This window comes from Pseudarthrobacter quantipunctorum, from assembly GCF_045291495.1.
GTDB classification, from domain to species: domain Bacteria; phylum Actinomycetota; class Actinomycetes; order Actinomycetales; family Micrococcaceae; genus Arthrobacter; species Arthrobacter quantipunctorum.
In genome coordinates, this window is the sequence record NZ_CP148033.1 from 3,835,383 (window position 1) to 3,848,840 (window position 13,458).

The window sequence follows — 13,458 nt, forward strand, 5'->3', positions numbered from 1 at the left end:
CCTTTCCGCCGGGCTACTGTTGAAGCACCATGAGCGACCTGATTCTCTATCTGCTGATTGCGGTGGCGCTTGCCTTCGCCATCTCCAGCTGGTGGGGCGTGCGCAGGCTCAAAGCCCTGCACATCCGCAGTACCGTGGGCGGCGATGCCCAGGATCCGGGCCTCACGGAACAGCGTGTCGCGGTGATCCTCAACCCCATCAAGGCACAGTCGGGCGAAGCGAAACGCCTCATCCAGCGCGGCTGCCTGGCGGCAGGCTGGGAGGACCCCGTCTTTTTCGAAACGACGGCGGAGGACCCCGGCCATTCCCAGGTGGCGGCTGCGCTTGCCTACAAGCCCGACGTCGTCCTGGTGGGCGGCGGGGACGGGACAGTGCGGGTGGTGGCCGAGGCCCTTGTGCACACCAACGTGGCCATGGGGCTCATACCGCTGGGTACCGGCAACCTCCTGGCACGGAACGTGGACCTGGACCTCAACGACCTCCACGCCAACGTCAACACCGCACTGTTCGGCCGGCAGCGGTACATCGACACAGCCCGGATGGGCATTGAAAACTCCCGCACCGGAAGCGCCTCAGAGCACGTGTTCCTGGTGATAGCCGGCATCGGCATGGACGCCGAGATCCTCGCCGACACCAACGCCGGCCTGAAAAAAGCGGTGGGTTGGCTGGCATATACCGAGGCAGGCATGCGGCATTTGCCCGGACGCCGGAAGAAGGTCTCGATCTCCCTGGACGGGAGCCCGGAGCAGGTCCGGAATATCCGCAGCGTTTTGTTCGCGAACTGCGGGCTGATCCCGGGCGGCATCGACTTCATTCCGCAGGCCATGATTGATGACGGCATGCTGGACGTGGTGGTGATGAGCCCGCGCAGTGCCCTTGGCTGGCTGCTGATGTACGTCAAGATCATGTTCAAGCACAGCGGGAAACTGCCCGTCATGACCGTCTACCGGTCCGGGAGGGTGGTCATCAAATGCCCGGAACCCATGGCCATCCAGTTGGACGGCGACACGGCCGGGGAAGCTACCAGGCTCACCGTCCAGGTGGAGCCGCGGTCCTTGTTGATCCGGGTGAAGGCCCAGGATTAGCGGCTATTCGCTCCCGCGCTTCTTCTCCTCGGCGGCCTTTGCCGCTGCATGGGCCTCGGATTGCTCACGGATCATGGCTTGCTCTTCTTCAAAGCGCAGGCGGTCGGCACGGTCGGCGTCATCCCCGTCCCAGTCCTGGTTGTCGGCAGTGGGCCGGGGGTTGACGATCATCCCCTGGCCGTCGTTTTCGGTGCCGCTGGTAGTCATGACGCGCTCCCTTCGTTAGGGGCCATCCCCCGTGTGGATCAAGTAAGCATACGCACTGTCCACAACCCGCGGAAGTACTTGGAACGGCATTCACCTACGCTTTGGGCGAAGCGGGGGAACCGCTTTCGGCGGACTCGTCCGCGGGCCGGAAAATTCCCGCGACCCACGCCCGTGCTGCCTGGAAGGCCTGGTCAGCAGTGTGCGGTTCCACCGGCGCCGCCTGCATGTCGGCCCGGGGATATGACCCAAGGAACCGGGTTGCAGGACTGATGCGGTGGAGCCCTGCAAGGGCATCGGCCATCCGCTCGTCGCCCACATGCCCGTCGGCGTCGATGCTGAAGAAATAGTCCCCCAGGTACTGTCCGGTGGGCCGGGACTCAATGCGGCTGAGGTTCACCCCGCGGCTGGCAAACTGGTCCAGGATTTCCATCAGGGCACCGGGCCGGTCTTCGGGGAGCGGGACCACCAGCGTGGTCTTGTCCGCGCCTGTGCGCGCGGGCAGGACACCCGGGCGGCTGACCAGGATAAAGCGGGTGACGGCCTCCGGGTTGTCGCCGATGTCCTCAGCCAGCACCGAGAGTCCGGGCTGGTCCCGGGCTATCAGCGGAGCGCAGATGGCGGCGTCATAATGGCAGCCTTCCTCCAGGAGCCCCATGGCTGAGGCCGCCGTGGAGGAGCCGGGCACGTATTCGGCTGACGGAATGTTCGCATCCATCCACAGGCGGCACTGGGCCCAGGCATGGCCGTGGGTTGACACCCGCCGCACGTCGGCCAGGCGGACTCCGGGCCGTGCGACCAGCACGAAGCTGATTGGCACCAGGACCTCGCGGATAATCCGCAGCTCGCCCCCGCCGGCGATCGCGTCCAAGGTGGCAGTGACGCCGCCTTCAACGGAGTTTTCGATGGGGACCATCGCGGCATTGACTGAGCCGTCACGCACCTTGTCCAGTGCAGCGTTGACGTTCGACGCCGGGACCCGGGTGGATTGCGCAGCGTCCGGCACCTGCAGGAGGGCTGCCTCGGTGAAGGTACCTTGCGGCCCGAGGAAGGCATAGACGGAAGAGGACGCGGACATAGACATTCCTTCTTGGGTATAAGCGCCGGCAGGTGCCGCAGCAGGAGACGCCGGCGGAAGCGGAAGCTCGGTCCGGACGTGAACGGAGGCCTGCCCGGCGGCAGGCCCGGCCGTTACAGCACCATCGGTTACAGCACCATCGGCTTCAGGCCGTTGTCGGAGACGAGCGGCTTGCCGGCCTCCAGCCACATGTCCATTCCGCCGGAAACGTTGATTGCGGTATAGCCCTGGCCGGTGAGCCACTGGGCAACGCGGAATGAGCGCCCGCCCGTGCGGCAGATGACGTAGACGTCCTCGTCCGGATCGAGTTCCTCCAGACGCACCGGAAGCTGGTCCATGGGAATGTGGAGGGCGCCATCTGCATGGCCGGCCACCCATTCATAGTCCTCACGGACGTCAAGAATGACGGCGTCATCGGGGATGTCGCCGACGGGGACGTTATCGAAATCGCTCATGGAGGGTCCTGCCTTCGCGGATCGGTGTCGTTTTAAAGCCTAGTGCTTTGGGCCCCATCCGGCGTCCGGCTCCACCCGCGTTAAGCTTCTGAGTGACCCTAGGAGGAACCGTTGTTCCCTGAGCAGCAGGCCCGTGCCATTACAGGAGGCCGAAGCTTCCTGCCCGATCAGCGCCCTGGCGTGGATGCGTGCGGCCTTGACTGAACTTCACGAACTGTCGGCCGTGGCCCTTCGGGACCTCCTGCGCCAAGGGCATGTGTCAGCAGCGGAAGCTGCGGCGCATTTCCTCGCCAGGATTGAGCAGCAGAACCCCCTGCTGGGCGCCTTTGTGACCGTGACGGCGGAACAGGCGATGGCAGACGCCCGCGCCGCGGACTCGGCGCGGGCCCAGGTGCCTGCCGGGGAGCTGCCGCTGCTGCACGGCATTCCCTTGGCTTTCAAGGACCTCACCGACGTGGCCGGTGTGGTGACCACACACGGCAGCGCGGCCTTGGACCACAAGCCGGCGCCCAGCGACGCCCCTTTGGTGGCCCTGCTCAAGGAAGCGGGCGTAATCGCCCTGGGCAAGACCCAGGTTCCCGAATTCGGGCTGACGGCCTACAGCGAAAACCGCATCGCGCCGCCGTCGCGCAACCCCCATGCCCTGAGCAGGAGCTCAGGCGGGTCCTCCGGCGGCAGTGCTGCTGCCGTGGCCGCGGGACTGCTCCCTTTCGCACCGGGCACCGACGGCGGCGGCTCCGTCCGGATCCCTGCTGCCGCCTGCGGACTGGTAGGTCTCAAGCCGGGCCGCGGCGTGGTCCCTGCCGGAGAGAGCGTTGGCGATCCGGCCCGCCTGGTGGTGGCCGGCCCCATCGCCAGAAATTCCCTTGATGCGGCGCTCATGATGGACGCCCTGACTGGACCCGACGCGGGACCTGCTAGGGGCCCTGACGCAACGCGCAGGCCGGACGGCGGCTACCTTGCAGCGGTTAATCAGGAGCCCCCAAGGCTGCGGATCGGCATCAGCCTGGACAGCCCGTGGTCGGGCACCTTTCCTTTTGCGATCGAGCAGGATGCGCTGGACGCCCTTCGGGTGGGCGGGGACCTGCTGGAGCATGCCGGACATGCCCTCAGCGAAGCTTCCATCCGGTACGACAACCGGTACCCCGACGCGTTCACTACCGCGTGGACCGCCGCAGTAGGAGCGGCCAGGATCAGCCCCCACCGCGAAGCGCTGCTGGCGCCCCTGACCCGCACCTTCCGGCGCCGCGCCCAGCAGCGGAGCCCGGCCAAACTCGCGGAGTCCGTGGCGTTCCTGCGGCGGTTCCAGCACGACACCATGGCGCAGTACGCGCAATGGGACCTGGTGCTCATGCCGTCCCTCGCCCAGACCCCCCGCCCGGTGGGCTGGTTCACCGGCGCCATGCACGGCACCGACCTTTGGCCCGCTGCGCAGTGGCCGGGCGATGCCGACGGCGACTACCGCAAACAGTGCGAATTCGCGCCCTGGTCTTCCCTGGTCAACGTGTGCGGCCTGCCGGCCATCACGCTGCCCGTGCATTGGACCGGCGGGACGCCGGGGCAGGGACTGCCGATGGGAGTGCAGCTCGTGGGGTCGATGGGATCAGAAACCCTCTTGCTGCAGGTGGCCCGCCAACTGGGGTTCTGAACTGGCTGCCTGCGGCGCCACTGTTGACCTACTCCTAACGCCGCCTTAATGCGCCTGTAACCCGTGCGGAGCAGACTTGTGGCAGTGCCAGGCCGCGGCGTCCTTCCGCCGGCCACTGCTCGACGAGGAGTCGCCTTATGAAAGCTGAAAATCCCGTCACGACTGCCAGCGACGCGCGATCCCAACCGGACGGAGCCAGGCCGGACCTCAGCAACGCCAATATCAGGGAGGACCTGGCCGGGCAGGGCCGCTGCGCCCTGGTCCATCTCCCCACCGGACGGACCTGCCTCCTGCCGCTCCGGCACCACGGACCGTGCGAGTTCCACCGGCCGCAGGAAGCCGACGACGTGGCCGCCGGCAGGTGACCGGCGCTGGAGAGTGACCGCCGCCGGGCGGGTGGACGCCGGAGAGTGACGGCCGGGCGGGTGACCGCGCTGGAGTACAGCAGCTCCGAAAGCTGCGCCACGGCCATAGGCAAAAGTGTCGACTCAGCCGCCGATCAGGAGGACGATTAAAGGGCAGTCACGGTGAGGAGGTTTGTGATGTGCTATTCATCCAGCAAGGACTTCGGGTGGGGCAGGAAAGACACCGAACGCAAACCCGAGGCAAAGCACGAAACTCCGGCGGAAACCCCGGAGAAGCCGGTGAAGGCGCAGGACTTCACGTTCTGGGCATTCCCTGGCTGGCGCAAGACCCGGACGCCCGGCGCCCCTTCAGCTGAACGGAGCAAAGAGAAGGTCTGAGGCCGCGTCACGGTCCGCGGAGCGGTTTTCACTGAAGGCCCCTCCGCTGTTTTCGGCATCGGGGGACCGGAAAAGCGCCTGAAATGGGCTGGAGCAGGAGCGCCCCGCATTGTGCCCCGGTAAACGCTCCCACTATGGTGTAACCATAAGCATGCTTATCATTGACGCGTCACGAAGGGAACCAGCATGAGTACCGGAAACTACCCACCCGCCGGACAACCGGAGCAGGGACCGGGAAACCATGCCGGTGGCCCCTCGGCACCGTCCAGCACACCCTTCCCGGCGGATTACGCTGCGGATTACGCCGCGGATTCCACTACGGATTCCACCGCAGATACCTCCGCCGGCCTGGCACAGTCCCGGCCGGACGCATCCCAGCCGGCAGGCACGGGCACGCCCGCGCCACAACCTTCTTCGGCTGCGGATCAGCCCGGCGTGACCCGCGCGGGAGTGGTGTGGGCGGCAGTGGTGGCCGCCCTGGTGCTCCTGATCCTGCTGATCATCTTTATCCTGCAGAACCAGGACCAGGTGGCCGTGCGGTACTTCGGCCTTGAAGGCCTTGTACCGCTGGGCATGGCGCTGTTTATTGCCAGCGTGACCGGAGGAGTCCTGGTGGCCGTGGCCGGCGGCGCCCGCATCCTCCAGCTCCGCAGGAACGCCCACCGCGCACGGCTGCGCCAGCGGAAGTAGCGCCGGCCCGCCGCAAGCAGCCCGGCACAAAGCAACCGGGGAGAGGACCAGCCATGCACAGCGGGGGCCCGCACAGCGGCGCCGGGCAGCCGGGCTGAAGGGCCGACGGCGGTTCCTCGCCCGGCGCGGGCCGGTTACGCTGCGCCGAGGTTGCGGTATTTCGCGGACCGCGCGGCGATGAGCTCCGGCACGGGCAGGCCGGCGATCGACGCCAGCTCGTATTCGATGGCCTGGGCCATCCGCCGGCAGAAGTCACGGGGTTCCAGGGACGCGTCGTCGCGCTCGTCCACGATGTGGTCCACCAGTCCGTGGGCATAAAGGGACGCCACATTCACTCCTTGCGCCTGGGCCATCGCGGGAGCATGCTGCACTGTGCGGTGCACGATGGCGCTGGCCCCTTCGGGAGGCAGCGGGGAGAGCCAGCTGTGTTGCGCCGCGATGGTCCTGTCCGCGGGCAGCAGCGCCAGCGCCCCTCCCCCGGACCCCTGGCCCAGCAGCACCGAGACTGACGGCGCCGCCAGCCCGATGAGTTCGTGCAGGGACCTCGCAATCTCTCCTGCCAGCCCGCCTTCTTCCGCCTCCTGCGAGAGCGCCGCGCCTGCAGTGTCGATGACCGTGAGCAGCGGCAGCCGCAGTTCCTCCGCAAGTTTCATGCCGCGCCGGGCTTCGCGGAGGGAACCGGGGCCCATGCCCGCGGCATCCTTGCGCAGCGGACGGGCGTGCCCCAGGACGATGCAGGACTGCCCGCCGAAGCGTGCCAGGGCAAGCAGCAGCCCGGGGTCCTTCTCCCCCTGGCCCGTGCCGTTAAGCGGCAGGGCGTCAACGGCACCGTACTTCAAGAGCTGCTTCAGGTCGGGCCGCCGGGGATGGCGGGAGATGCCGATGGAGGCCCAGGCATCCACAGCAGCGGGCCTCACCGCGAGCGTCGCCGGCGGGACAGGCACGGGCCCCGCCGTCGCGCAGAGGATATCCAGCGCCCGGGCCACAAGGTCGGCAAGCTGGTCCGGCTCCACCACGCCGTCGATCAGCCCCTTGCTGAACAGGTTCTCCGCTGTTTGCACGTTCTCAGGGAAGGCCTCCCCATGCAGCGCTTCGTAGACCCGGGGGCCCAGGAAGCCCAGCAATGCCCCGGGTTCGGCCACGTTGATGTGGCCCAGGGACCCCCAGGACGCCATGACCCCGCCGGTGGTGGGGTGCCGCAGGTAGACCAGGTACGGAAGTCCTGCCTGGCGGTGCGCCCGCACGGCCCCGGTGATTTTCACCATGGACAGGAAAGCCAGCGTCCCTTCCTGCATCCGCGTCCCTCCGGAGGCCGGGCCGGCGAGCAGCGGCAGCCCCTCGGCGGTGGCCCGTTCGACGGCGGCGACGATCCGCTGCGCCGCCGCGTGGCCGATTGACCCGGCCAGGAAGGAAAATTCGCTGACGATCACCGCCACCCGGCGGCCCCTGATGAGCCCCGCCCCCGTGATGACGGATTCGTCGGTTCCGCTGCGTTCCCTCGCCTTGGCGAGGTCCCGGGCGTAGTCGTCGGACAGCGCGGGCTCCTGCGCCGGCGCATCCCAGGAAACGAAGGAGCCCTGGTCCACCACGTTCTCCAGCAGTTCAGCTGCACTGAGGTGCCGCACCTTTTCCGCCGTCGTCATGCTATTTCGCCCCTGCCGCCACAGTGGCTTCCATGCCCAGCCACTGGCGGATGTCCTGGCCGTCCTCGTCCAGCAGCGGCGGCGCGTCGTGCTGGGTCAGCGTGGTTTCCGCGGCGTCCCCGGGGGCGAAGAACCTCAGCGGCGGGCCGGGGAGGCTGACCTTGCCGAGCAGCGGATGGTCCACGTCCACCACGAGGCCCTGGGATGCCACCTGCTCCCATGCATACACCTCGTCAAGCGAGCGCACCTTGCCTGCCGGGATCCCGGCGTCGTTCAGTTTCTGCAGCAGCTCCGCTGCGTCGTAGTCCGCAAAGACGCGTTCGACGGCGGCAATCACCCCGGCGCGGTTCCGCACCCTTTCAGCGTTGCTGGCAAAGCCCGGCGCCGCCGGGTCCAGGCCGAAGGCGGCCGCGAAGGAGGCCCAGAGCCGTTCGCTGCCAACGCTGATCTGCACGCTCCCGCCCCGGCAGGCGAACAGTCCGTAGGGTGCGATGGACGGATGGTGGTTGCCCTGGGCCTGCGGAACTTCGCCCGCCACGGTGGTGCGGGTCCCCTGGAAGGCGTGCACCCCGATCAGTGAGGCCAGCAAGGAGGTGCGCACAACCTGCCCGCGGCCCGTCCGGCCCCGTTCAACCAGGGCCGCCAGCACCCCGGAGGCGCCGTTCATGCCGGCAAGCAGGTCCGCGATGGGGACGCCGACACGCTGGGGATCCGTGGGCCCTGAACCGGTGAGGGACATCAGCCCCGCCTCGCCCTGGAGGATCTGGTCGTAGCCGCTGCGCTGGGACTCGGGACCGTCGTGGCCGAAGCCGGTGATGGAGAGGATCACCAGCCGGGGGTTGATCCCGTGCATGGCGGCGGTGGAGAAGCCCAGCCGGTCCATGACGCCGGGGCGGAAATTCTCGATCACCACGTCCGCGCGCTCCAGCAGCCGCCGCAGCACGGCCTGGCCGTCCCCGCTCTTCAGGTCCAGGCTGATGGACTCCTTGTTGCGGTTGCAGGACATGAAGTAGGTGGACTGGAGGTCGTCCTCCGGGCCGACGAACGGCGGGCCCCAACCGCGGGTGTCGTCGCCGGTGCCCGGGTTCTCCACCTTGATGACGCGCGCTCCCAGGTCGGCCAGCATCATGGCGGCATGCGGCCCGGCCAGGGCCCGGCTCAGGTCAACAACGAGGTGGCCGGAGAGGGGGCCTTGCGTGCTATCGGTTCTGCTCATGCGCTGGTTCCTTTTCTCATGACAGGGAAAGTTCTGGTTTTGATGCGGGCTAGAGCCACCCGGGGACCACCAGCGCGAGCCAGGCCAGGACCGGCCCGGCCACAATCACCACGCCGCTGTAGCCCAGGATCTGCTTGTAGAACCGGTCCTTGTCCACGCTTTCGGGAGCATTGGCCAGGACCAGGGCACCGTTGGTGGAGAACGGCGAAACGTCCACGATGGTGGAGGCCACAGCCAGGGCGCAGATCACGCCGACGGCGCCGATTTCGCCGGTGGAGAGGAACGGGACGGCCAACGGGATGAGGGCTGCGAGGATGGCGGTGGAGGAAGCAAAGGCGGACACCACGGCCCCGATGTAGCAGATCAGCAGGGCTGCAAGCAGCGGCATCCCCATCCCGGCCACGCCGTTGGAGACGAATTCGATGGTTCCGGCTTCCTCCAGCACCCCGACGAACGTCAGCATGCCGCAAATGAGCAGCACCGTGGACCAGCTGATCTTGTTGATGGCACCCTTCTGGGCTGCCGGTGAGACCAGGGCCAGCACGATCGCGATGGTGATGGAGACAAATCCGACGTCCACCTTGAAGCCGAGGGCGATGACGGCCAGGGCGATGAGGCCGCCGATGGTGACCATCTGCGGGATGCGCTCGGAGCGCTCCCTGGTGGCGGCCACGCCGTCGCCCGCCGGATCCCGGGGGCCGTACATGCCGGAGCCGAATCCCTTGAAGGGAACATCCGAGCCGGCCTTGGCGCCGACGCTCACTGCCATCCGCGCCTCCGCCGCCTGCTCCACGAAGTGGCTCACGCGGGAGGACAGCAGCTTCCGTCCGCCGAGGACAACAAAGAGGACCAGGGCGATGATGAGGTTGAACACGAGGCTGGACAGGAACAGCGCCGTGGGGCTGAAGTCGAGGTCCGTCTTGGCCAGGATTCCGTTCACCGTGACGCCATAGACGGCGATGGGAGAGAACCCGCCGGCCTGCGCGCCGTGGATCACCATCATGCCCATCAGGAGCGGGTTGATTTTGTACTTGCCCGCGAAGCTGAGGGCGATGGGGGCAATGATGGCGACGGCGGCGGGAGACAGTGCACCCACTGCGGTAATGACGGCGGTGACGGCGAACATGACCCAGGGGATCAATGCAACGCGGCTTCCCACCATCCGGACGGCCCCGCGGACAAGCAAGTCGATGGTCCCGTTGTTCTGGGCGATGGCGAAGAGGTACGTGACGCCAACGATGGTCAGGAACAGCCCGCCCGGAAAGTTGGACAGGATGTCATTGGTGGTCATGCCCAGCACCACGGTGCCCAGGAGGAAAGCGCCAACGAAGGCCAGCGCGCCCATGTTCAGGGGCAGGACGGTGGCGAGCAGGAACATTGCCGCCAGGATGATGATCGATAAAACAGGAGCGGACATCGTTGGTCCTCCATTGGGGAATGAAAAGTGTGACGTGAGTAACTGGCTCACTGGACTAGCCTCCTAGACACCGAGTCATTCTGTCAATAGTTGTGCCTGTATTCTGGAAGCACCGACGACGTAGCGAGGGCTTTGTGGAGAAGGCATCACGGCTGGGACTTGAACGCGTTACCCGCCCCCGGCTGTATGAACAGCTGGTGGAGCAGATCCTGTCCTACATCGAATCTGCGCAGCTGAAGCCCGGCGACCTGCTGCCGGCGGAGCGTGACCTCGCGGAGCGTTTGGGGGTTTCCCGCGCCACCCTGGCCCAGGCCCTGGTGGCCCTCGAAGTGCTCGGCGTCATTGACGTCCAGCACGGGACCGGTGCGGTCCTGGCGCGGAGGCCCAGTGTCGCCTCCGTGATCAAAGGCCTGCGGGAGCACCGCAGCCGGCTGCCTGAAATCGTCGAGGCTCGCAGCACCCTGGAGGTGAAGCTTGCCGCCCTTGCCGCAGCACGCCGTACTGATGAGGACCTGGCTGCCATTGACAACGCCCTCGACGTCATGGCCAGGGAGATCAAGGACGGCGAGCGCGGCGCGCACGGCGATGAGCTCTTCCACGAGGCCATCACGGCCGCGGCCCACTCCTCCGTGCTTGCGCAGCTGATGGCCTTTATCGCGGAGATGATCCTGGAAACGCGGATGGAGTCCCTGGGCCAGCCCGGCCGGCCCGAGCAGTCGCTCGCCTCGCACCGGAAGATCGCCGATGCCATCCGGGATCAGGACGCTGAGGGGGCAGCGGAAGCCATGCTTGCGCACATTGAGTTGGTCTCGGACGTGGAGCTGCTCCGCTAGCAGCACGCGGCCACAGCGCCTGCAGGGTCAAACACAGGTGGCCGCCGCATGGCTGTGTTCGAACACCAGCCTCGGCATCGGCCAAAAACCTGTTGACCGGGCCTTCCGGCGATCCTAAAATCTGGACATCGCATGAGCCTGCCCGCCGGTCCTCGCAGGCCTTTCTTCCGTCGAGGCGCCCCGGCGCCTCTCACTTCCCCTCATAGGCAAGGGCTTAGACCCATAGCGGAAGCACTGATGATGTCCACAGTCCACGACACCACCCGGGAACTGGAAATACAGCAGGCACTGCGCGAGCTGCGCACGCGGCTGTCCGGCTCCCTGATCGAGCCGCATGATCCGTTGTACGAAGAAGCCCGCGCGGTATGGAACGGCATGGTCGACCTCCGGCCACGCGCCGTCGTCCGTGCCGGGGCGGTAGCCGACATCGACGCCGTGCTGGACGCCGTCCGGCACAGCGGGCTGGCGCTGGCCGTCCGTGGCGGCGGGCACAACGTCGCAGGCCACGGCAGTGTTGAAGGTGGACTTGTACTGGACCTGGGACCGCTGAAGCGCGTTGATGTGGACGCCGGGAGCAGGCTGGTGACCGTAGAGCCTGGAGCCACCCTTGCCGACGTCGACCGCGCAACTGCCGCCCACAACCTTGCCGTCCCGCTGGGAGTGATCAGCGGGACGGGCGTGGCGGGACTTACCCTCGGCGGCGGCGTGGGGTGGCTGACCCGCTCCAACGGCCTGACCCTGGACAACCTTGAATCCGTGGACGTTGTCACCGCCACCGGTGAGCACCTGCACGCCAGCGGACAGCAGAATCCGGAACTGTTCTGGGGGCTGCGCGGCGGTGGCGGAAATTTCGGTGTGGCATCCTCCTTCACCTTCCGTGCCCGCCCCCTGCCGCCGGAGCCGCTGGGAGGGAACCTGTTCTACCGCAGGGAGCACTGGCGCAGCGCCCTCCTGGCTTTTGCCGAGTGGACCCGGGACCTGCCCGAGGAGATGAACCCCATAGTCTCGTTCCTGGTTTTTCCGGCGGAGTTTGGGATGGGCGGCGATCCATGGATGGTCATCGGATTCGCGTGGGTGGCGGAGGACCAGCAGGCCGGCCTCGCCCTGGCAGACCGGCTCCGGGCCGCGGCCCCGCCTGACGAGGAGGAGGTGGGCCCTGCCCCGTGGACCACCTGGCAGAGCGCCATGGACAGCGCCTTTCCCAAAGGCTCACGCGGCTACTGGAAGAACGTCTCCTTTTCCCGCCTCGACGCGGAAGCGGTGGACGTCCTGCTCAGTTTCGCATCCGAGCTCGCGTGGGAGGGTACAGGCATCGACATCCACCACCTGGAGGGGGCGTTCGGAAGGGTGCCGGAGGACGCGACGGCGTTCCCCAACCGGTCTGCCCGGTACTGGCTCAATGTCTACGGCTTCTGGCGCGACCCTGCAGAGGACGAACGGCTGACCGCGTTTGCCCGGAAAGCCTACGCACTCATGCAGCCGTTCGCGGAGCACGGCGAGTACGTCAATTTCCTCGGCGCCGAGGTGGGGCTGAAGGGCGTGGACGCCGCGCGTGAAGCGTACGGTCCGGAGAAGTTCGAGCGCCTGGTGGCACTCAAGGACCGCTACGATCCCCAGAATGTCTTCCGCCTCAACCACAACATCCCGCCAACGCGGGCGCCCAGCTGATGGGGCGGGCGCCCGCGTTGGATGCACGACGGCGGCACGTCCGCGGGCGCGGGCCGTCGCATTGCGTTCAGCCCGCCACAGCGCTAGGCAGGATTAGCGTCAGGCCCGCCTAGAACGTGTACGTTGGACCGCTGCTGGAACTGGCAATCGCCAGGCCGATGATGGCCAGCAGCCAGAACGCGCCGTAGCCCAGGAGGCACAGGTAGCCCAGGACCAGCCCGGCAATGGACATGCCCCTGCCGGCCGGTTCGCGCTTGAGCGCCATATGGCCGGTGATGATTGCTGCAATCTGCGGGAGCAGGAGCCAGCCCATGATCACCGAGGCGATGCCGCACACCATGCTGGCGATGCTCAGCGTTTTCGGCTCCGGCTGCATGCCGTAGTACCCCTGCTGGGGGTACGGGCCCGCGGGCTGGCCGTAGGGAGCGGGGTGCTGGCTGTACGGGCTCGGCGGCTGGCCGTAGGCTCCGCCATACTGGCCGGGTTCCCCGTACGTGCCCTGCCCGGACCCGCTTTGCCCGTAGCTGTCCTGTCGCACGCTGTCCTGTCGCACGCTGTCCTGCCCAAGGCTGTCCTGCCCAAAGCGGCCCTGCGCGTAGCCGCCTTGCCCGTACTGCGGCAGGGGCGGCTGGCTGCCGTACGGCGGCGCGAACCGGGGCGGCTCAAGGCCGGACGGCGCATTGGACTCAGGTTGGCCGGATACAGGCCGCTGGCCGGGCTGGTCAGACATGGTTCCCCCTACGGATTTTGGTTCCAGCCTACCCCGCCCCCGGGCGGA

At 67.4% G+C, this 13,458-nt stretch carries 14 protein-coding genes; 7 read left to right on the top strand and 7 right to left on the bottom strand.

The features are described 5' to 3' along the window. Window positions 1–29 precede the first annotated feature (29 nt). Complete coding sequence (locus WHH00_RS17495; protein WP_406634772.1) at window positions 30–1,085, top strand: diacylglycerol/lipid kinase family protein; 1,056 nt, start codon at window positions 30–32, stop codon at window positions 1,083–1,085. A gap of 3 nt (window positions 1,086–1,088) precedes the next feature. Here the strand turns inward: WHH00_RS17495 and WHH00_RS17500 are convergent, their stop codons facing one another. From WHH00_RS17500 to WHH00_RS17510, 3 genes are all read right to left on the bottom strand, one after another. Then, a complete protein-coding gene (locus WHH00_RS17500; RefSeq protein ID WP_406634774.1) occupies window positions 1,089–1,292 on the bottom strand; it encodes a hypothetical protein in 204 nt (67 codons plus the stop codon). Between the two features lie 94 nt (window positions 1,293–1,386). Then, window positions 1,387–2,367, bottom strand: a complete 981-nt coding sequence (pheA, locus tag WHH00_RS17505) for a prephenate dehydratase (RefSeq protein ID WP_406634776.1) — start codon at window positions 2,365–2,367, stop codon at window positions 1,387–1,389. A 128-nt stretch (window positions 2,368–2,495) separates the two neighbouring features. Then, complete coding sequence (locus WHH00_RS17510) at window positions 2,496–2,822, bottom strand: rhodanese-like domain-containing protein (protein WP_406634778.1); 327 nt, start codon at window positions 2,820–2,822, stop codon at window positions 2,496–2,498. 196 nt (window positions 2,823–3,018) lie between these two features. Between WHH00_RS17510 and WHH00_RS17515 the strand changes: the two genes are divergently transcribed. From WHH00_RS17515 to WHH00_RS17530, 4 genes are all read left to right on the top strand, one after another. Next, complete coding sequence (locus WHH00_RS17515) at window positions 3,019–4,470, top strand: amidase (RefSeq protein WP_406634780.1); 1,452 nt, start codon at window positions 3,019–3,021, stop codon at window positions 4,468–4,470. A gap of 137 nt (window positions 4,471–4,607) precedes the next feature. Next, the gene (locus WHH00_RS17520) at window positions 4,608–4,835 is read left to right on the top strand and encodes a hypothetical protein (RefSeq protein WP_406634782.1); all 228 of its coding nucleotides are present in this window, start codon (window positions 4,608–4,610) and stop codon (window positions 4,833–4,835) included. 177 nt (window positions 4,836–5,012) lie between these two features. Then, complete coding sequence (locus WHH00_RS17525) at window positions 5,013–5,213, top strand: hypothetical protein (RefSeq protein ID WP_406634784.1); 201 nt, start codon at window positions 5,013–5,015, stop codon at window positions 5,211–5,213. Window positions 5,214–5,399: 186 nt separating this feature from the next. Further along, complete coding sequence (locus WHH00_RS17530; protein ID WP_406634786.1) at window positions 5,400–5,903, top strand: lipopolysaccharide assembly LapA domain-containing protein; 504 nt, start codon at window positions 5,400–5,402, stop codon at window positions 5,901–5,903. A gap of 134 nt (window positions 5,904–6,037) precedes the next feature. Here the strand turns inward: WHH00_RS17530 and WHH00_RS17535 are convergent, their stop codons facing one another. From WHH00_RS17535 to WHH00_RS17545, 3 genes are read right to left on the bottom strand one after another with little or no spacing between them, the layout of a single operon-like run. Further along, complete coding sequence (locus tag WHH00_RS17535; RefSeq protein WP_406634788.1) at window positions 6,038–7,546, bottom strand: carboxyl transferase domain-containing protein; 1,509 nt, start codon at window positions 7,544–7,546, stop codon at window positions 6,038–6,040. A 1-nt stretch (window position 7,547) separates the two neighbouring features. After that, window positions 7,548–8,762: a CaiB/BaiF CoA transferase family protein gene (locus WHH00_RS17540; protein WP_406634789.1), complete on the bottom strand. Its 1,215-nt coding sequence runs from the start codon at window positions 8,760–8,762 to the stop codon at window positions 7,548–7,550. A 49-nt stretch (window positions 8,763–8,811) separates the two neighbouring features. Then, window positions 8,812–10,179, bottom strand: coding sequence for an SLC13 family permease (locus WHH00_RS17545; RefSeq protein ID WP_406634791.1), 1,368 nt, complete (start codon window positions 10,177–10,179; stop codon window positions 8,812–8,814). Between the two features lie 134 nt (window positions 10,180–10,313). Here WHH00_RS17545 and WHH00_RS17550 point away from each other — a divergent pair, with 134 nt between their 5' ends. Continuing rightward, window positions 10,314–11,012 carry a FadR/GntR family transcriptional regulator gene (locus WHH00_RS17550; RefSeq protein WP_406634793.1) on the top strand — a complete coding sequence of 233 codons (699 nt, stop codon included), beginning with the start codon at window positions 10,314–10,316 and terminating at the stop codon, window positions 11,010–11,012. A gap of 240 nt (window positions 11,013–11,252) precedes the next feature. After that, the gene (locus WHH00_RS17555) at window positions 11,253–12,680 is read left to right on the top strand and encodes an FAD-binding oxidoreductase (RefSeq protein WP_406638665.1); all 1,428 of its coding nucleotides are present in this window, start codon (window positions 11,253–11,255) and stop codon (window positions 12,678–12,680) included. Between the two features lie 109 nt (window positions 12,681–12,789). Here WHH00_RS17555 and WHH00_RS17560 read toward each other — a convergent pair whose 3' ends face one another. Beyond that, window positions 12,790–13,410, bottom strand: coding sequence for a DUF4190 domain-containing protein (locus WHH00_RS17560; RefSeq protein WP_406634795.1), 621 nt, complete (start codon window positions 13,408–13,410; stop codon window positions 12,790–12,792). Window positions 13,411–13,458: the final 48 nt, after the last annotated feature.

Bases quoted from the DNA above. Each gene is read 5' to 3' on its own strand.
- WHH00_RS17495 (WP_406634772.1), top strand. From the start codon at position 30: ATGAGCGACCTGATTCTCTATCTGCTGATTGCGGTGGCGCTTGCCTTC.
- WHH00_RS17500 (WP_406634774.1), bottom strand. From the start codon at position 1,292: ATGACTACCAGCGGCACCGAAAACGACGGCCAGGGGATGATCGTCAAC.
- pheA (WP_406634776.1), bottom strand. From the start codon at position 2,367: ATGTCCGCGTCCTCTTCCGTCTATGCCTTCCTCGGGCCGCAAGGTACC.
- WHH00_RS17510 (WP_406634778.1), bottom strand. From the start codon at position 2,822: ATGAGCGATTTCGATAACGTCCCCGTCGGCGACATCCCCGATGACGCC.
- WHH00_RS17520 (WP_406634782.1), top strand. From the start codon at position 4,608: ATGAAAGCTGAAAATCCCGTCACGACTGCCAGCGACGCGCGATCCCAA.
- WHH00_RS17525 (WP_406634784.1), top strand. From the start codon at position 5,013: ATGTGCTATTCATCCAGCAAGGACTTCGGGTGGGGCAGGAAAGACACC.
- WHH00_RS17530 (WP_406634786.1), top strand. From the start codon at position 5,400: ATGAGTACCGGAAACTACCCACCCGCCGGACAACCGGAGCAGGGACCG.
- WHH00_RS17535 (WP_406634788.1), bottom strand. From the start codon at position 7,546: ATGACGACGGCGGAAAAGGTGCGGCACCTCAGTGCAGCTGAACTGCTG.
- WHH00_RS17540 (WP_406634789.1), bottom strand. From the start codon at position 8,762: ATGAGCAGAACCGATAGCACGCAAGGCCCCCTCTCCGGCCACCTCGTT.
- WHH00_RS17545 (WP_406634791.1), bottom strand. From the start codon at position 10,179: ATGTCCGCTCCTGTTTTATCGATCATCATCCTGGCGGCAATGTTCCTG.
- WHH00_RS17555 (WP_406638665.1), top strand. From the start codon at position 11,253: ATGTCCACAGTCCACGACACCACCCGGGAACTGGAAATACAGCAGGCA.
- WHH00_RS17560 (WP_406634795.1), bottom strand. From the start codon at position 13,410: ATGTCTGACCAGCCCGGCCAGCGGCCTGTATCCGGCCAACCTGAGTCC.